Below are 18,822 nucleotides of genomic sequence, written 5' to 3'. Positions count from 1 at the left end.
GTATTATTATTAAATTAATATTTTATTTTAAATATTTAGCTATTCAAATAAACTGCTTCGTGCTATATTTTGTATATAGATTAAACACACAGATGGTCATTAGGAAGGGGTTTCATAAATAAATTGTTCCGTTATATTACTAAACGTCATTGGATATTTATCTTATTACTATTGTTAGTTGCTTTAGCTGGTATTTTTATTTTACCGGTATCTATTCCTTTAATCTTAGCTTTTTTTACTGCGTTATTTTTGAATCCAGCAATACGCTGGTTCCAATTCCGATTTAAAATCAGCCGGAAGTACGCAGTAACTATTATTTTTGTTTTGTTTATCGTACTTGCAGGTGTGATTGGAACTTACTTTGTCACAAAATCTTTCACCCATATTGTAAATTTTGTTGAGAATGGTCCTACATATATCAATCAAATCAATGAACAATTACTTGAATGGCAAACTGATTTAGAGGATGTTATGGAAGATTTACCAGAGGAATTTATTGAACAAATTAATGATGGCATTGCAAATAATGTCACTTCATTAAGTGACACTATTAAAGAACAGTTACAAGTGGAAAAGTTAGCTGGTATGGTTGCTGCTATACCGCAATATTTAGTTAGCCTAATTGTATACTTAATTGCTTTGTTTTTATTTATGATTGAATTACCACTTTTAAAAGCAAGTTTTTATAAATACTTAACAGAGGAAACAGCTGAGAAAGTTCGATTTATGAATGCACGATTATCGTATGTTGTATTAGGTTTTCTAAAAGCACAGTTTTTAGTTAGTATTTTTATTGTTATAGTCACTTTTCTTGGCTTATTGTTAATTGTACCGCAATATGCTTTTATCATGTCCTTGATTATTTGGGTTATTGATTTTATACCAATTATAGGTTCGATTGCAGTGTTAGGTCCTTGGGCGCTCTACATGTTTATAACTGGTGATGTTGTTATGGGAACCCAACTTACAGTTCTTGCTGTAATATTGCTCATAATTCGTAGAACTGTAGAACCAAAAATAATGGGACAGCATATCGGTTTGTCCCCTTTGGCAACATTAATTGCCATGTATGTTGGTCTGCAGTTAATAGGGTTATTAGGATTTATTTTAGGCCCATTACTTGTTATAGCCTTTAATTCTGCTAAAGAAGCAGGCATTATAAAGTGGAAGTTTAAATTATAAATTAGTAAAGAGCTTGGAGAAATCTCCAAGCTCTTTTTTTCTTAGAATAAGTTATATTGTTCACATCGTATTGACTTAACATTTTTTTCGAATTTTATAATATCTCCAGTCACCAATTTGATTTGAAAACCATTTTTTCGCAAGATCTGCTGCGATACTTTATTTAATCTTCCACACATAGCTGTGACCTTGTCAATCTCTTTGTTATTAACTAGCCATTCACACACATATCTAACTGCTTCAGTAGCAAATCCTTTGTTTCTGTATTGAGGATATATGCGATAACCAATCTCTGTCGTTCCATCAGTTTTTTTAAAGTTAAATTCACCAATAATTCTATTTGAGTCTTTCTGCTGGATCATACAAGGGCCATAAGTATACGTAAGATTATTGTTAACCAACCTCTCATAATGTAAAGGAAGCATAATCTTTATCGCATCTGACGGCCAATTGGGCTCATTTGGAATGTCATATAAAGTATGAAATCTTTCTTTTGATTGTAATAAATGCACAGTATGATCCAAAGAAAGTGATGTAATATAGATCTGTTTTCCACTAATTAGCATCACAATCACTCCTAAGCAAAAATGTACGACGTCAATTTCTCATCATTTATAAAAACCTTGTACTATTGATTAATTACTATATCATAATAGTTCTTGTCCAAAATTTGTGTTGAATAATAATATTTTTCATTCACCTTAGCAGAGATGAAATCGATATAGGCTTGATCTGGATTCTCACCAGAATTTGACATAAACTCTCCTGTTGTTGCATTATACTTCCCTTTTACAGTAATAAAACTTTTATCTTCAAACAAAACAAGTGGTTCTTTATTTGAAAATACATCTCTTCCCATTAATAACCTTGAATCATACTCTAAACCTAAAAGATTTGAAACTGTTGGTATAATGTCCAAGCTAGATACCGGTTCATCTATCACCACTTCTTCCATTCCTTTAGCATATATAATTAAATCACTCTTATAGATGCCAAAGTTTCTGTCAACAGATTTACCAGTTAACTCATCAATTGTTTCATATTCAAGCCCGTATGGATAGTGATCAGCACTCAAAACAAATAATGTATTATCCATTACACCAGCTTCTTCTAATTGATTAATTAAATACTCTAATGCTCGATCTAATTCAATTTGGGTTGCTACATACGCTTTTGCTTGACTTGAATAATCCAAGTGGTCAACTTTGCTTTTGTTTTTTAGTGCCATATTATTTCCACCAAAGTTATACTCCAAGTGACCACTCATCGTCATATAATAGGCATGAAATGGTGCATCATTAACATATTCATCAACCGTTTCCTCCATCATTTCAAGATCTGATCCAGGCCATATCTTCTTTACGTCTAATCCATTTCCAATTCCTTTGTATTCATACCCCATGTTCGGATGGGATAAATCTCTATCATAATAGTTAAAAGTGTGATTGTGATAAGCTACCGTTTTATAATCAAGCCTTTTAAATTGATTCCCCATCACAAAAGGAAGATGATTTTTACTTGATTCAGAAAAGCTCCATACACCCTTTTTAGGAATTAAACTTGTAAGAGCGACATACTCCCCATCAGATGTTGAAACACCCCATAAAGGCACATAAAAATCAGTGAATTGATAACCTTGATTGCTCATTTTATATAGAGTTGGTGTTAACTCTTCACTAACAGCATATGGCGCAAAACCTTCTGCTGTAAGCATGATTAAGTTATACCCTTTAAATTTTCCAGTATATTCATTTTTCTCAGTTGGTTTTACATTTTTAAAATACTGATGCATCATTCGAAGCGTTTCATCTTCTGTATTCTCTATAAGTGCGTCAAAATCAATGTCTAACACATTATATTCAGGCTCTATTTCAGGTTCTGTTTCTTTAGATTCATTATTATTTCCATCGTCAACCTCAACATCTTCTTCTACTTCCTCAGAAGGGACGTATGTATTACCAACTGCTATTGACGGTGGCTCTATAACAGGAGACCAATTGGTAAGTTGTCTTTGCAAATCAAGACGCATCGTTGTTAGTAAGCCCAATTTCTCAACAGAAAGAACGGGAGAACTACTATTATAATATAAATCATAAGCACTATTTTGCTTTTCATCTTCATATGTAATAACGAATAAACCTAATAAGTGCACAAAAATGAAAGAGATTGCAAAAGCCACACTATATACGATAGGAATTCTTTTATTGGATAGAACCTTTTTGCCAAACACGACAAATAAAAGAGGCGGTATAAATAGTATAAGTATCCAAACTATATTACTACCTATAGTATTTAATATCGTGTCAAAAAAACCTAAAGCTTGTCCCACGTTAGCGGCAGAGTAAAAACTATAAAATGTTCTGAATACATCATGATACACTAATTGGCTAGCGTAGATAATACCAAAAAACAATAAAAACAAACTGCCCAATAATAACTTAACCTTCTTTTTAAATAAATTGCTAATTGCCACAAAAAGAAAAGAAATTGACAAGGAAAATAACGAAAATACAAGAGCACCTCTTGAAAAGACATGGATTACATGTTCTTCAATAGCAACTCGTAAAATAAGTTCCATGAAAAGTAATGATAAAAAAATGTAACTCATATAAACAACTATATTTCGAATTGTATTCACCACCTCAAACTTAAAATTGTCCAGTTCAGCATTTTAAAAGATTTTGTAAACTTTATTAGATTATAGCACTCTTCTATTCATTAAAAAAAGCCTTTTTCTATTTTAAGAAAAAGACCCGTTTTAGATATTAAAGTTGCTATTTAAAAACCTAATATTGCTTTAATCATACTTGTTGTCTCGCCACCATCAAAGAAAACGTATAATAATAAATATACGATTAAACCACTAATAGCGGTAAAAAACCAAATGATACTTGTTATCGGTCCAAGTTTTTCATGCTTCTTAATCTTTCGTCGAAAAGCCAAGGTGAGCGTAACTATTCCAAAAACGGCACCAATTGTTGCCAAATTAATATGAAAGATTAAAAAGATGGTATAATACAGTTTTAAATCATCAGGACCACCAAAACTTGTATTTCCAACAAAAATGGTTCTTGATGCATAAATAATAAAAAATAAAATTGCACTAATAGCAGCGGCAATCATTGCGTATTTATGTGCTTTGTATTTCTTTTTAACAATTAAGATCCAACCAACTGCAACTAGAATCGCACTTAACATGATAAAAACAGTACTAAGTGTAGGTAAAAAAGGCATACGAAGATTCTCCTTCTTGTTTATTTTTCAGATCATATTACAGCTGGTAACGTAAAAATAACCATACTAACAAATATAACGGTTAGATATAACAAAGAATAAACAAATAGTTGATTCGCCCATCTTAAGTCATCTTTTTTATTAAAATCTTTAAGCGCAAGTCCGAGCCAACCAACATTTAACCCACTAGCTAGTAACATAAAACCAACGCCTAGTGAACTTAAAAATAAAGGTAACGGGAACAAACAAATAATATACATGACAATCTGACGTTTCGTAACCGCAAAACCATGAACCACAGGAAGCATCGGAACATTAGCAGCACGATACTCTTCTGTTTTTTTCATGGCTAATGCCAAGAAATGTGGCGTTTGCCATACAAACATAAGAGCAAATAAAGCAAGAGCTGGTAATGAAAGCTCAGGTTCTATTGCTGCCCAACCTATTAATGGTGGAACAGCACCAGATAAACTGCCAATTGCTGTATTTAAGGTGTACCTTCTTTTCGACCACATTGTGTATAACACAACATAAGCAAACCAGCCCAAAATACCTAACAAAGCTGCTTGCCATGTAGTAAATAATAATAAAATAACGCCTAGAATAGACAGAGCTACCCCTAACCCTAGTATCACAGGTAATGGTATTGACCCGGTTACAGTTGGACGTTGTTTTGTGCGTGACATGACCGGATCAATATCGCGATCATAATAATTATTCAGAATACATCCACCAGCAATAATACCTGCTGTCCCAGCTAAGGTAACGAGTAATAACAACCAATGGTTCTGCACTTGTAAATTATTATAAAATAATGCAACCCAAAACCCAGCAAATGCCGTCATGACATTGGATTGAATTATACCAGTTTTAAATAATGCTTTTAAATCGGATGAAATGCTTTGCCTATCTTGAACATCAATTTTTTGAAATACTTCTGTAGACGTTACTTCCATTTTACTCATCCAAAATTCACATCCCATCCATTTGATATGAAATAGTTTTAAATCACAAATAGGAAATAGTATTTTTTTTCGTAATACAAAAAAATTACCCTTATTAGTTTTAGCAAATAATTACGAAATTTGCAAGGTTTTTATACCTTTTAGTGTAATAAGTTGATTGTAAAGTCTTACTATTTTTTGATAGTAAACATTCAGGCTTGATAGAAAATCCCCATTAGTAAGTAACATAAGTTACTGAACCGCTTCCCCGCTCTGTCAGCAAGTGGTTTTGATGGGGCGAGTAATCGCAGCCCCAAATGGATTCCCTTTCCGTGGGCACTGCTTCCGTAGCGAGTTAACTTAATACGTAGTTTATTTAAATTTAGTCTCAACAATCTTTATTAATTAAATCTAGTTCCAACAGAACCGAATTTATTTTCATCAAAGTTAGGTTGATAATCTTTTTCGGAAGCTGGGTCAATTGTTGCTCGTTTGGCATGCCGGGCGACATTATTAAGAATCCCCATAGAAATCATCAATACTAATAATGATGACCCGCCGTAACTGACAAATGGTAAAGTAACCCCAGTAATAGGTAATAAACCACTTATTGCGCCTAAATTAATAAAAGCTTGTACCCCAACCATCGAAGAAATCCCAATTGCCAACAAAGAACCAAAGCTATCTTGACAAATTTTAGCCATATATAATCCCCTTAACACAATAAGTGCTAATAGACCAATTACAATTACTACACCTATAAAACCTAATTCTTCTGCAATAACGGCCATAATAAAATCATTGTACCCTTCTGTTAGGTACCCTAGTTTTTGCACACTTTGACCCAAACCTAATCCATCTAACCCGCCTGTACCTATCGCAATATACGATTGGATTAATTGATAACCCCCGTCTTCAGGATCAGTAAAAGGTTGATAAGCTCCTGTAAATCTTGATAAACGCTCTGATGTGAATATATGTGCCCCAGCTACTATAAGAAAAACTGCGCCCGCTAAAATTAAAATGGATAAGTGTTTAAATTTGATGCCGGAACTAAAAATAACAGAGCAAGCGATAAGAAATATGATCGCTGCTGTACCAATATCTGGTTGAAAAAAGATTAACCCTAGCAAAATACCCGTCATTATTAGTGGTGGTAAAACCCCTGAACTAAAATGATCGAGATAGCTTTGTTTCTTTGAATATACGGATGCTAAATACATAATCAAACCAATTTTAACAAACTCAGAAGGCTGAATTGAATAAGATCCAACTGAAAGCCATGATCTTGCCCCTTTTATAGGTTCTTCAAACAGAACCATTACTAACATGATAATCAACCCAAAAATAATGAACTTCATTAGTTTTTGGTAATGACGATAATTAAAAAAACAACAAAAAATAAACAAAACTAAACCAATAATAAACCATTGTATTTGTTTCATCATGTAATAATCTGGTGGTTTTTTATCCATAACAGCAATAACCATGCTTGAACTGTATATCATGACAATACCAAAAATAGTTAAGATCAGTGGTGTAAATACAAGTATAAAGTCGAATGTTTTTAATTTATTTTTCATTATTTCCCCCCTTGTGTTCATATGTTTGAAATAAAAAAACCTTGCCGATTTGGCAAAGGCTTTATCTAGAGTAGATGCACACACAAATCCATGTTCCTTATGTTTGCTGTGCAGCTTCATGTAGTAAATTCAATTGTCTTTCTAAACTCTCTAGAAGTTTCTTACCATCTTCATCTTCTATTAAGTTTAAACGAACTGCAAAATCAATTTCCCTTGATAAACCGTACATTTGCGTATCTAAGACTTCTTCATATAGTGGACATTGAGGCATTGTCAAATTGTCCATCTGAACCTTAATAAGCTTCAGAATTTTATCAGCATCAGCCTTTAGAAGGGCATAGGCTTTCTCGGTATCATTAACAGCCACTTCAGGTATCAAAGTAAATCCCCTCCGTTAAACAAACTTCTTTATTCCATATTAGCGTTAATAGTGAAAAAATGCAAGATGATTAGATAGATTTCCTTCGTATTTAATTCAAAAAAATTTCAGTAACTCCTATTCGTTTTTAATAATTTGCATAACTTTATTTATTTTACAAAAACTAAGCAATAATTAACCTTACTAAAGGAGGAATATACAATGAAACTGTTCACCATGATCCTATTATCTTTCATATTCATACTAGGTGGTTGTCAAGCAAATAATGAAGAAAAAAATTTAGTTGAACAAGGAAATGAAAATGATGATCACATTCTTCAAGTTAGAGATTCTGAGTTAACTGAAGAGACTCATGCATCAAACCAAGAAATAGCGGAACATTTAGCGAGCTTAGCAAATAGAGTACCAGACGTTGAAGGGGCAACTGCAATAATTGCTGGACCCTATGCAGCGGTTGGGATTGATGTTGATGAGAAGTTAGATCGTTCAAGAGTAGGTACAATAAAATTTGCAGTTACAGAAGCATTACAGGATGATCCGTACGGTAAAACCGCAATTGTTATTGCAGATGCAGACGGAACAGAACGCATAAGAGCAATGGCTAGAAATGTCCGTTCCGGTGATCCAATTCATGGTATTACAGAAGAACTGGCAGCAATTATTGGGCGTTACATGCCAGAATTTCCTATAAACACACCAAAAGCAACCGATGAAGAAGATTTAAATAAAAAGACAATAAATGAGAAAGAAGAACAAAAACTAGAAGAAATTGAAGAAGAACAATCAAATCATCACCTTAATAATGAAGAATAGACAGTGTCTATTCTTCATTTTTCACTTTATTATAGTACGTAACCCCGTATTGGGAGCCTTCGTCAACCATTTTGGCGTTCTCTGGATTATCAGTCTCTGGCTTTCCAGCCTCTTCAATTGGAAATCCTTCTGATTCATCAGATGATGTAATTGACTTAGCTGTTTTTTTAAATTGATCAATATATTGTTTCCGTTTCCCTTTATCTGTAAATAAATAAGCAGCAATTCCTGCCATAGCAACTCCAGAAATAATCCTTTTTTTCATTTCAACCAACCTTTCGTAATAATCCTCATTTCTAAAATTTTACCCTTTAACTGATTTCTTTAAACACTGGTTTTCCTGTCCAATAGTGGATAATAACATGAATACACCATTGCTTATTTCAAATAATTTATCAATTTATGTAAAGCTATGTTACACTATTACTGTATATTTAAAAAATATCATGATGAAATAGAAATCAGATATAACTATAGAGGTGGTAAGATGCAAGTAAAATGTCCAATATGTGATACAGTTGATACAATTGATACAGATTCACCATTAGCAAAACGACTACGTAATCGGCGCAAACATTTATATCTATGCCCAACTTGTTCAGACCGGATTGGTGAAAACACTAAAAAAAGGCATGCGACTGGTAATTTTAAAATTTTTAAGGAAAAGAAACAAGAAGATCCTTATATCCAATAGTGGATATAGGATCTTTTTTCTTCTAATAAAGTTCAATATAGTTTTTTATAATCTCTTTGGTTACTTGTTTGTTCCCTGAAAAAACTGTGTTTTCGGTTATAAAATTTAGTGGGCTTCCATCAGCCTGCGTTGTCTCCCCACCAACTTCATTTACTAAAATCACACCCGCCGCAAAATCCCACGGATATAACTTCATTGAAATATAACCATCCAAAATACCTTCAGCTACGCCCGCGAACTCTAATGCAGCAGACCCATACGATCGTGTCCCTCTCACTTTCCGGACAAGCTCTTGAACTTTTTTATGATTAATTCGTTTGTTTTCCCCACTCCATGTACTATTAATCAATAGTATACTGTGTTCTAACGTAACGCCGTTATCTAGTTGTGGTAATTGTACGTCATCTTTGTATGCGCCTTGTCCTTTTTTCACATGATATAAAACATCTTCCATGACATTATAAATAAAACCTATTTCCCCTACCCCATCTTGGTATATACCAACTGATATAGCGAAGTTTCTTTTTTGATGAACAAAATTCATTGTCCCATCAATTGGATCAATGATCCAAACCGTGCCATCCATCGTCTCTAATTTGTCGCCAAAACCTTCTTCAGCCAATATATTATGGTTCGGAAAAGTAGATCTGATTTTTTTGGTGAAATATTTTTCTGTATTTCGATCCATTTGTGTTACTAAATCGTTTGGATTTGATTTAATATCAACTGTCAATGGTTCATCAATTACATCACGTATCTTTTGACCCGCTTCCAAAACCCACTCTTTAGCATATGTATATATATCATCTCTTGCTTTTACGTCCAAATAATTACCTCCCATTCATTTATAGTTTTGTTCATAATAGCAGAAAAATACATGAAATGCATCCATACGTGCAGATTAATACAAGAGTTCCTTATTTTGTGCTAAACTATAAACTACACAAAACAGCAAGAAAGGTGGTATATTATGTCGTTCAATGGCTTTGAAAAAAGAGACTTTGAGACATTTCAAATTGATGGTTTGGAAAATAGAATGGAGGCAATTCAAAAGAGAATTCAACCGAAGTTCCACGAGATTGGTGCCGAATTGACCGAACATCTATCAGCAACGATGGGAAATGAATTCTTCTTACATATTGCAAGACATGCACGCCGCTCAGTTAATCCACCTAACGATACATGGTTAGCAATTGCGGAGAACAAAAGAGGTTACAAAAAACATCCTCATTTTCAAGTAGGATTATTTGATGACCACATTTTCATCTGGCTTGCTTTTATTTATGAATTACCAAGCAAAGAGAATATCGCAAAACAATTTCTAGATCAACTTACAGATTTAAAACAGTTACCTAATGATTTTGTCTATTCTTTAGACCATATGAAGAAAGATGCTTCCCCTATTACTGACCTTTCAGAAGAAGACCTAGAGCGTTTTCGTGACGTAAAGAAAGCTGAGTTTTTAGTAGGGCGTCATATTGGGGTATCCAAAGCAACCAACCTAAGCGGTGAGGCATTTATAGAGCGGGCAAAAGATACATTTGATACATTGGCACCCTTCTATCGTGCTGGCTTATCCGCGATATAGGATTAAAATAAAGCTATCATGAAGTGAAACTCCTTTTAGGATTTCACCTCATGACAGCCTTTTTAACGTTTAAATATTAAAACGTCTGTTTACAAAAAAACTTTATTATTTAACTACAATTATTTGTATTTAATCTTTAACTTTTCTCCTTGTTTCAACTCTTGCGCTCTTTTAATTGTTTGGTAGATCGAAAACCCAGTTTCTTTTTCAAACTTCTTCCCAATTTGCTTCTCTTCACTTTTGGATGGTACGATTTGTTTGAATTTGGTATAAGCTATTAGTAGGTCATCTCTTCTTATTCCATCTTCATGTGCTTTCTCAACAAGTGATAAAAAATTTACAACCTTAATTATTTCGTCTGTACTCCATGAATCATCAATCGGGTAACTATATTGCAACTCTTACCTCTCCTTTTCTAAATTAATTAAAATTCATAACTAGCTATTTCTGCTTTATTTTGCTATAATTCTTGTGTTTTCTATCTATCAACACTACTTATATAAAGAGGAGTACCATCTATGTATGCACAAACAGATACACCTTTATTTACAGGTTTACGCGAACATGCCGACAAGAATCCAGTCCCATTTCATATACCCGGTCACAAAAAAGGTGCTGGTATGGATGCAACCTTTCGTGACTTTTTAGGCGCTGACGCCTTAAGCATTGATTTAATTAATATTGAGCCATTAGACGACCTTCACCATCCACATGGTATGATTAAACAAGCACAAGATCTAGCTGCTAGAGCCTTTGGTGCTGATTATACCTTTTTCTCTGTTCAAGGTACAAGTGGTGCAATTATGGCTATGGTATTAAGTGTATGTGGTCCTGGTGATAAAATTATTGTACCACGTAACATTCATAAATCAGTAACAACTGCACTAATTTTTGCAGGTGCTATCCCCATATTCATTCATCCAGAGCTAGACAAGAAGCTTGGTATTGCACATGGCATTACCCCAGAAGCAGTTGAAAAAGCTTTGCAAAGGCACCCAGATGCAAAAGGGGTATTTGTGATTAACCCTACTTACTTTGGGATAGCTGCTGATTTAAAACGGATCGTTTCAATTGCGCACAATCATAACGTTCCTGTATTGGTAGATGAAGCACATGGCGTTCATATACACTTTCACGAACAACTGCCATTATCCGCTATGCAAGCAGGTGCAGATTTGGCTGCAACAAGCGTCCATAAGCTAGGTGGATCTCTAACACAAAGCTCTGTTCTTAACTTAAAAGAAGGAATTGTATCACATGAGCGTGTGCAAAGTGTATTATCTATGCTAACAACAACATCAACATCCTATATCTTATTGGCTTCATTAGATGTTGCGCGTAAACATTTAGCAACCAGAGGGAAAGAACTATTAGATAAAACAATTGAATTAGCTGAACAAACTCGTAAAGAAATAAACACAATCCCGCATATTTACTGTGCAGGTTCAGAAATGTTAGGTAGTGAAGCGACTTATGATTTTGATCCAACTAAGTTAATTATTTCAGTGAAACAACTTGGTATAACTGGCTACGATGTCGAAGGATGGTTACGAAAACACTACAATATTGAAGTAGAGTTGTCTGATATGTATAACATTCTCTGTATCATTACACCAGGAGATACTATAGAGCAAACAAATCTATTAGTACAAGCATTACGTCACTTAGCTGAGACGTATAGTAAATCCGCTACAGCCAAGCAAATAGATGTGACCATACCTGCTATTCCTTTATTAAGTTTAACGCCTCGTGATGCATTTTATGCGGAAACAGAAAGCATTTCCTTAAATGAAGCAGCAGGTCGCATTAGTGCCGAATCAATTATGGTTTATCCCCCTGGCATTCCAATCTTTATTCCCGGGGAAATCATTACAGAAGAAAATTTGATCTATATCAAACAAAACATAGCGGCAGGTTTACCTGTTCAAGGTTTAGAAGACGATACACTTGGATCCATCCACGTTATTAAAGAAATGAAACCAATCACATAATAAAACAGAGCTGAAAATCAGCTCTGTTTTATTTTTTTGATCGCATCAGGATCCACCATTTCATAACCTTTTTCTCGAAGCCCTGTCACAATTTCTTCTAATGCTTCTGCTGTCCATTCCCGATCATGCATTAAAAGGTTTGCACCTGGCTTAAGTAATGAATAAGGAACATCAACTTCAGGTCCTTCACCAGTAATCATTGCAGTTGCTAATTTCTCAGCATCCATATATGGTTTAAAGTAATCATAGCCGTATGTCCAATTCATTACGACCATACCTTGCTCTTCTGCAATTTTTGTAGCATAATTCGTATTTGCTCCATGTGGTGCTCGGAAGAATTGTGGACGTTCGCCAATAATTTCCTCAATTAAATCGCTTAAGCTAACAATCTCTTCACGTTGCTGGTCTTCACCAACCTGTTTTAGATTCTGATGGCTATAAGTATGATTACCAATAGCGAACCCCATTTCATGAATCTCTTTTAGAATTTCTTTTTCCTTATCTGTATCTAGAAAATGTGCATTCACAAAAAAGATTGCTTTTGCATCAAGTGACTTCAAAGTTTTAGCCATTTCTAGCGCATTGCCGTCTGGTGCATCATCAATGGTTAATAACACTACTTGATCGTTAACATCATCTGATAGCGGTTCAACACTCCAATTATTTGGATTGATCTGATATTGTACTTCCACTTTTTCAGGCTCGTCCACTTCAATTGGTTCCTCTTCAACTTCATTGTTCTCTTCATTTTGTTGATCTGTTGTTTCATCATTTGTAACTTCTTCAGTCACTTCAGTTTCTTCTGGGACATTTTGTTCTGCATTGTTATTTTCTTCTTGCTTTTCACTTTCATTACTGCAACCTACAAATAAAAATAATACACTTACTAGAATTATCAATAATATCTGCTTCATATGCATGCCTCCTGTTGTTATCCTTGTCCACTATTATACTGGAAAAGACTAAAAAAATCTTTCTATTTATAAAATATTTACAAATAGAAAAAGTCTGCGTTTTAAAAACACAGACTCTTTCATGTACTTACTTATTCACAACGTGTATTGGTGTTCCCATTGCTACTTCAGCAGCTTCCATTGTGATTTCTCCAAGTGTTGGGTGTGCGTGAATTGTTAAAGCTAAATCTTCAGCAGTCATACCTGCTTCAATCGCTAATCCAAGCTCTGAAATCATGTCACTAGCATTAGCTCCTGCAATCTGAGCACCTAATACTAGGCCATCTTCTTTTCTTGTAACAAGCTTAACAAATCCATCTCCACTACCTAGAGATAATGCACGACCGTTTGCCGCAAATGGGAATTTAGAACCAACTACTTCGAATCCTGCTTCTTTTGCAGCTTTTTCATCATAACCAACTGTAGCTAATTCTGGTTCTGAGAATACAACAGCTGGGATACCATTATAGTCAATTTCTGTTTTATGTCCAGCAATTGCTTCTGCTGCAATTTTTCCTTCATACGAAGCTTTATGAGCTAATGGAGGTCCAGCTACAATATCACCAATAGCATAAATATTGTCGATATTTGTACGACATTGTTTGTCAATTTTAACTAATCCTCTGTCGTCAACTTCAATCCCTACTTGCTCTAAGCCAATTTCAGCAGTATTTGGTCGTCGGCCAACTGTTACTAATACATAATCCGCCTCAATTGTTTCTTCTTTACCTTTAGCTTCATACGTAACTTTAACACCATTTTCTGTAACTTCAGAACCTTTAGCCATTGCTTTCGTGACAATCTTGACGTTTTTCTTTTTCAAATGACGTTTTACTAATGAAGACATTTGTTTTTCAAAACCACCAAGGATATCGTCTGCACCTTCTAAAATAGTAACTTCAGTACCAAAGTTAGCATAGGCAGTACCAAGTTCTGTACCAACATATCCGCCACCAACAACAACCAATTTCTTAGGAATCTCTTTTAAGTTCAAAGCACCAGTGGAATCAATTACACGGTCTGAGAATTTAAATGTTGGTATTTCAATTGGCGTTGAGCCAGTTGCGATGATACAGTTATTAAATGTGTAACTTTGTGAATTCTTTTCATCCATAACACGCACAGTGTTTTTATCAACAAAGAAAACTTCACCTTTAATAATTTCAACTTTGTTACCTTTTAACAGGCCTTCAACACCGCCTGTAAGTTTATTAACTACCCCTTGTTTCCATTCTTGAACTTTTGAAAAATCAACAGTTACATTCTCTGCAGATATTCCCATTTCATCTGCACCATGTGCATGTTCATAACGGTGACCAGCCTGGATTAGTGCTTTTGAAGGAATACAACCAACATTTAAGCAAACACCACCCAATGTTCCTTTATCAACTATCGCTACTTTTTGGCCAGTTTGTGCTGCGCGTATTGCTGCAACATATCCGCCAGGACCAGCACCAACTACTAGCGTATCTAATTCAATCGGAAAATCTCCTACTACCATAATTTACGCCTCCATCATGATCAATTGTGGATCGTTTAATAAACGTTTGATTTGATTCATTGCCATTTGAGCTGTTGCACCATCAACAATACGGTGATCAAAGCTTAATGATAATGCTAAGACAGGTGCTATAACAATTTCACCATCTTTTACAACTGGTTTTTCAGCAATTCGGCCAATACCTAAAATACCTGCCTCTGGATAGTTAATAACTGGAGTAAACCACTGACCACCAGCCGATCCGATATTAGATATAGTAGATGATGCACCTTTCATCTCACTTGGAGAAAGTTTACCATCTTTTGCTTTTCCTGCTAATTCATTGATCTCTTGAGAGATAGCAAAGATTGACTTATGATCAGCATTTTTAACTACGGGTACAAGTAAACCTTTATCCGTGTCTGCTGCAATACCAATATTGTAATAATGCTTATGAATAATCTCTTCTGTGTCATCATCAATAGATGCATTTAACATTGGGTATTGTTTCAATGCTGAAACAAGTGCTTTAACAACATATGGAAGATATGTTAACTTAATATCTTTTTCAGCTGCTACAGCTTTAAATTTCTTTCTGTGTGCTACTAGTTCAGTAACATCAACTTCATCATGTAATGTTACATGAGGTGCTTTTTGTTTCGAATTAACCATTGCTTTTGCAATAGATTTTCGAATATTAGACATTTTTTCGCGCGTTTCAGGAAATTCACCTTCTGGAACAGTTTGTTTTGCTGCTGCAGGTGCTTTCTCATCTTTAATAACTGTTTTACCTTGATCAGCTTTTGTATCTTCTTTAGGAGCTTCTGTTTCAACAGCTTGATCACCGTTTAAGTAAGCATCAATATCTTCTTTTAATACGCGACCATTTTTACCAGATCCAGCAACATTGCCAATATTAACATTGTTATCACGCGCATGTTTACGAACAGAAGGCATTGCAATCACACGGCGGCTTGGATCAACTTCAACATCCTCTTTAGCTGCTTTAGGAGCTTGGTTTTCAGCTTTTTCTTCTTTTGCAGGAGCTTCTTCAGTAGCTTCACCTTCATAACCAACCGCATCGATCGTTACAATTGTTTGACCTACCGTTGCTACTGATCCCTCTTCAAAGTGTACTTCTTTTACTGTACCTTCTACTGGAGATGGTATTTCAACTACCGCTTTATCATTTTGTACTTCACATAGTACATCGTCTTCTTTAATCTCTTGACCGGCTTTTACAAACCATTTAACGATTTCGCCTTCATGAATACCTTCACCAATATCTGGTAGTTTAAATTCAAATGCACCTGTTTTTTCAACTGTAGATTCTGTTTGAGCTTCTTGTTTTGGCTCCTTAGATTCTTCAGACTCATCATTTGCACCTTCGTTTTCGTATCCTTCTGCATCAATCGTTATAATTGTTTGACCTACTGTTGCTACAGATCCTTCTTCAAAGTGTACTTCTTTTACTGTACCTTCTACTGGTGATGGTATTTCAACCACTGCTTTATCATTTTGCACTTCACATAGTACATCGTCTTCTTTGATCTCGTCTCCGGCTTTTACAAACCATTTGACGATTTCTCCTTCATGGATTCCTTCACCAATGTCAGGCAGTTTAAATTCAAATGCCATTTCTTTTACCTCCCATCATAAGTCTAATTAAAAGTTAATTACTTTGTTTACTTTTTCAACGATATCATTATAGTTTGGTAACCATACTTCTTCTGCTTGTGTAAATGCATAGACTGTATCCGGAGCAGCTACACGTAAAATTGGAGCTTCTAAATGTAAAATTGCGCGCTCTTGGATTTCAGTTGTAATGTGTGAAGCCATACCAGCTTGACGTTGTGCTTCTTGCACGACAACTACGCGGTTTGTCTTCTCAACAGATTTAATAATAGTATCCATATCTAATGGCATAACAGTTCTTAAATCAATAACTTCGGCTTCGACGCCATTTTTTTCTAACTCTTCAGCTGCTTTCATAGAAGCTTGAACCATTGCTCCATAAGCAATAATTGTTACATCTGTACCTTCACGTTTAACATTTGCTTTACCTAATTCAACTGTATATTCTTCTTCTGGTACTTCTTCACGGAATGAACGATACAATTTCATATGCTCTAAATAAACAACTGGATCATTGTCACGAATAGAAGAGATTAACAATCCTTTCGCGTCATATGGGTTAGAAGGAATAACTACTTTCATACCTGGTTGTTGTGCAATTAAACCTTCTAATGAATCAGCGTGTAATTCTGGTGTATGCACACCGCCACCAAATGGAGCGCGAATTGTGATTGGTGCGTTCATTGTGTTACCAGTACGATAACGCATACGTGCCATTTGACCATTAATTGCATCCATTGCTTCATAAACGAAGCCAAAGAATTGAATTTCTGGTACAGGACGATACCCTTGTGTTGCTAGACCGATTGAAATACCTGCAATTGCAGATTCAGCAAGCGGAGTATCGAATACACGCTCTTCGCCAAACTCAGCTTGTAGTCCTTCTGTCGCACGGAATACACCACCATTTTGACCAACGTCTTCTCCAAATACTAACACGTTTTCATCATTTTTTAGTTCGGTGCGTAAAGCATCAGTTATTGCTTGGATCATTGTCATTTGAGCCATGATTTACTTCGACTCCTTTGCTTTATATTCTTCCATTTGTTCTTCTAAATGAGCTGGAAGTGTCTCATACATATTTGAAATTAAATCTGTTACTTTTTGTTTTGGTTGTTGATCTGCTTTTTTAATTGCAGCTTTAATTTCTTCTTTTGCTTTTTCAGTCACTTCATTTTCTTGTTCTTCTGACCATAAACCTTTGTTTTCTAGGAATTTACGGAAACGAACGATTGGGTCTTTTTTCTCCCATTCTGAAGTTAATTCATCGGTACGGTAACGTGTTGGATCATCACCAGCCATTGTATGTGCACCATAACGATAAGTTAATGTTTCAATTAGTGTTGGTCCTTCTCCATTTACTGCACGGTCACGCGCATCTTTTGTTGCTGCATAAACAGCTAGAATATCCATACCATCTACTTGAATACCTTCGATTCCCGCAGAAACAGCTTTTTGTGCTAATGTTTTAGCAGCTGTTTGCTTTTCGACAGGCACTGAAATTGCAAAGCGGTTATTTTGTACAACAAAGATTGCAGGTGCTTTGTATGCTCCAGCAAAGTTCATACCTTCATAGAAGTCACCTTGTGAAGTACCACCATCTCCAGTGTATGTGATTGCGACAGATTTCTTACCGCGCTTTTTCATTCCCATAGCTACACCAGCAGCTTGTGTGTATTGAGCACCAATAATAATTTGTGGACTTAGTGCGTTTACACCTTCAGGCATTTGGTTACCATGATAGTGTCCTCTTGAGAATAAAAATGCTTGATACAATGGAAGGCCATGCCAGATTAATTGTGGCACATCACGATATGCCGGTAAAATAAAGTCTTCTTGTTCTAAAGCATATTGCGTTCCTAACTGAGAAGCTTCTTGCCCTGCAGTTGGCGCATAAAAACCAAGTCGTCCTTGGCGATTCAAGGCTATAGAACGTTGGTCTAAAATTCTTGTATAAACCATTCTAGTCATTAATTCTTTTAATTCATCATCTGAAAGTTCTGGCATTGCATCTTCATTAACTACTTCGCCATCTTCGTTCAGAATTTGAAACGTTTCAAATTCGTTTTCAACATTTTCAAGTGTACGTTTCAAAATGTTCACCTCTTCCTTTCTATTCCTTCTTAATATTTAACTGCTCAAGTTTTTGTATTTTGAAAATTGAACAGAATTGCACTTGTTTATACATTACCCTAATGTAACTTTTTTTAATCTTATTTATTTCTATGTAGAAAACTGTTACATAGTGAATGCATGTTTTCATTAGTACAATTTTGAACTATCCTTAGTTTAGCTCAATATATTATCTTGGTCAATTACTTTGCTCAACATTGTTAAATTTATTTA

Annotated in this window: 19 protein-coding genes; 5 read left to right on the top strand and 14 right to left on the bottom strand. The window is 35.0% G+C overall.

The features are described from left to right. Positions 1–123 precede the first annotated feature (123 nt). On the top strand, positions 124–1,182 hold the full coding sequence (ytvI, locus tag D2K40_RS03320; protein ID WP_117152972.1) for a sporulation integral membrane protein YtvI: 1,059 nt from the start codon (positions 124–126) through the stop codon (positions 1,180–1,182). 41 nt (positions 1,183–1,223) lie between these two features. Here ytvI and D2K40_RS03315 read toward each other — a convergent pair whose 3' ends face one another. From D2K40_RS03315 to D2K40_RS03290, 6 genes are all read right to left on the bottom strand, one after another. Then, the gene (locus D2K40_RS03315; RefSeq protein ID WP_117152970.1) at positions 1,224–1,748 is read right to left on the bottom strand and encodes a GNAT family N-acetyltransferase; all 525 of its coding nucleotides are present in this window, start codon (positions 1,746–1,748) and stop codon (positions 1,224–1,226) included. Between the two features lie 62 nt (positions 1,749–1,810). Beyond that, entirely contained in the window at positions 1,811–3,790 is a 1,980-nt protein-coding gene (locus tag D2K40_RS03310) for an LTA synthase family protein (RefSeq protein ID WP_117152968.1), read from the bottom strand. 170 nt (positions 3,791–3,960) lie between these two features. Then, a complete protein-coding gene (locus D2K40_RS03305; protein WP_117152965.1) occupies positions 3,961–4,416 on the bottom strand; it encodes a DUF420 domain-containing protein in 456 nt (151 codons plus the stop codon). 32 nt (positions 4,417–4,448) lie between these two features. Further along, on the bottom strand, positions 4,449–5,381 hold the full coding sequence (gene cyoE / locus D2K40_RS03300; RefSeq protein ID WP_117152963.1) for a heme o synthase: 933 nt from the start codon (positions 5,379–5,381) through the stop codon (positions 4,449–4,451). A gap of 380 nt (positions 5,382–5,761) precedes the next feature. Further along, on the bottom strand, positions 5,762–6,943 hold the full coding sequence (ftsW, locus tag D2K40_RS03295) for a putative lipid II flippase FtsW (RefSeq protein ID WP_117152961.1): 1,182 nt from the start codon (positions 6,941–6,943) through the stop codon (positions 5,762–5,764). 97 nt (positions 6,944–7,040) lie between these two features. Beyond that, a complete protein-coding gene (locus tag D2K40_RS03290) occupies positions 7,041–7,322 on the bottom strand; it encodes an Fpa/YlaN family protein (RefSeq protein WP_117152959.1) in 282 nt (93 codons plus the stop codon). Positions 7,323–7,523: 201 nt separating this feature from the next. On the opposite strand from D2K40_RS03290, the gene D2K40_RS03285 reads away from it, so the two are divergent. Then, on the top strand, positions 7,524–8,135 hold the full coding sequence (locus D2K40_RS03285) for a YhcN/YlaJ family sporulation lipoprotein (protein ID WP_117152957.1): 612 nt from the start codon (positions 7,524–7,526) through the stop codon (positions 8,133–8,135). Between the two features lie 7 nt (positions 8,136–8,142). Here D2K40_RS03285 and D2K40_RS03280 read toward each other — a convergent pair whose 3' ends face one another. After that, positions 8,143–8,400 carry a hypothetical protein gene (locus tag D2K40_RS03280; protein WP_117152955.1) on the bottom strand — a complete coding sequence of 86 codons (258 nt, stop codon included), beginning with the start codon at positions 8,398–8,400 and terminating at the stop codon, positions 8,143–8,145. 222 nt (positions 8,401–8,622) lie between these two features. Between D2K40_RS03280 and D2K40_RS03275 the strand changes: the two genes are divergently transcribed. Further along, entirely contained in the window at positions 8,623–8,829 is a 207-nt protein-coding gene (locus D2K40_RS03275) for a YlaI family protein (RefSeq protein WP_117152953.1), read from the top strand. A 22-nt stretch (positions 8,830–8,851) separates the two neighbouring features. Here D2K40_RS03275 and D2K40_RS03270 read toward each other — a convergent pair whose 3' ends face one another. Next, on the bottom strand, positions 8,852–9,655 hold the full coding sequence (locus tag D2K40_RS03270; RefSeq protein WP_229666582.1) for an inositol monophosphatase family protein: 804 nt from the start codon (positions 9,653–9,655) through the stop codon (positions 8,852–8,854). A 144-nt stretch (positions 9,656–9,799) separates the two neighbouring features. Between D2K40_RS03270 and D2K40_RS03265 the strand changes: the two genes are divergently transcribed. After that, entirely contained in the window at positions 9,800–10,417 is a 618-nt protein-coding gene (locus tag D2K40_RS03265) for a YktB family protein (RefSeq protein WP_117152949.1), read from the top strand. Between the two features lie 119 nt (positions 10,418–10,536). On the opposite strand, the gene D2K40_RS03260 is transcribed toward D2K40_RS03265, so the two are convergent. Further along, a complete protein-coding gene (locus D2K40_RS03260) occupies positions 10,537–10,815 on the bottom strand; it encodes a UPF0223 family protein (RefSeq protein WP_117152947.1) in 279 nt (92 codons plus the stop codon). 120 nt (positions 10,816–10,935) lie between these two features. Between D2K40_RS03260 and D2K40_RS03255 the strand changes: the two genes are divergently transcribed. Next, positions 10,936–12,408 carry an aminotransferase class I/II-fold pyridoxal phosphate-dependent enzyme gene (locus tag D2K40_RS03255; RefSeq protein WP_117152945.1) on the top strand — a complete coding sequence of 491 codons (1,473 nt, stop codon included), beginning with the start codon at positions 10,936–10,938 and terminating at the stop codon, positions 12,406–12,408. A gap of 17 nt (positions 12,409–12,425) precedes the next feature. Here the strand turns inward: D2K40_RS03255 and D2K40_RS03250 are convergent, their stop codons facing one another. From D2K40_RS03250 to pdhA, 5 genes are all read right to left on the bottom strand, one after another. Continuing rightward, entirely contained in the window at positions 12,426–13,322 is an 897-nt protein-coding gene (locus D2K40_RS03250; RefSeq protein ID WP_117152942.1) for a polysaccharide deacetylase family protein, read from the bottom strand. A gap of 127 nt (positions 13,323–13,449) precedes the next feature. Then, a complete protein-coding gene (gene lpdA, locus D2K40_RS03245; RefSeq protein WP_117152940.1) occupies positions 13,450–14,862 on the bottom strand; it encodes a dihydrolipoyl dehydrogenase in 1,413 nt (470 codons plus the stop codon). A gap of 3 nt (positions 14,863–14,865) precedes the next feature. Then, positions 14,866–16,479 carry a dihydrolipoyllysine-residue acetyltransferase gene (locus tag D2K40_RS03240; protein WP_117152938.1) on the bottom strand — a complete coding sequence of 538 codons (1,614 nt, stop codon included), beginning with the start codon at positions 16,477–16,479 and terminating at the stop codon, positions 14,866–14,868. A gap of 27 nt (positions 16,480–16,506) precedes the next feature. Next, positions 16,507–17,484: an alpha-ketoacid dehydrogenase subunit beta gene (locus D2K40_RS03235; protein WP_117152936.1), complete on the bottom strand. Its 978-nt coding sequence runs from the start codon at positions 17,482–17,484 to the stop codon at positions 16,507–16,509. Positions 17,485–17,487: 3 nt separating this feature from the next. After that, positions 17,488–18,570 carry a pyruvate dehydrogenase (acetyl-transferring) E1 component subunit alpha gene (gene pdhA / locus D2K40_RS03230; RefSeq protein ID WP_117152934.1) on the bottom strand — a complete coding sequence of 361 codons (1,083 nt, stop codon included), beginning with the start codon at positions 18,568–18,570 and terminating at the stop codon, positions 17,488–17,490. Positions 18,571–18,822 lie beyond the last annotated feature (252 nt).

This window comes from Paraliobacillus quinghaiensis, from assembly GCF_003426025.1.
GTDB classification, from domain to species: domain Bacteria; phylum Bacillota; class Bacilli; order Bacillales; family Amphibacillaceae; genus Paraliobacillus_A; species Paraliobacillus_A quinghaiensis.
The sequence above is the reverse complement of the archived record's forward strand: the minus strand, read 5'-3'. Positions and strand labels throughout refer to the sequence as shown.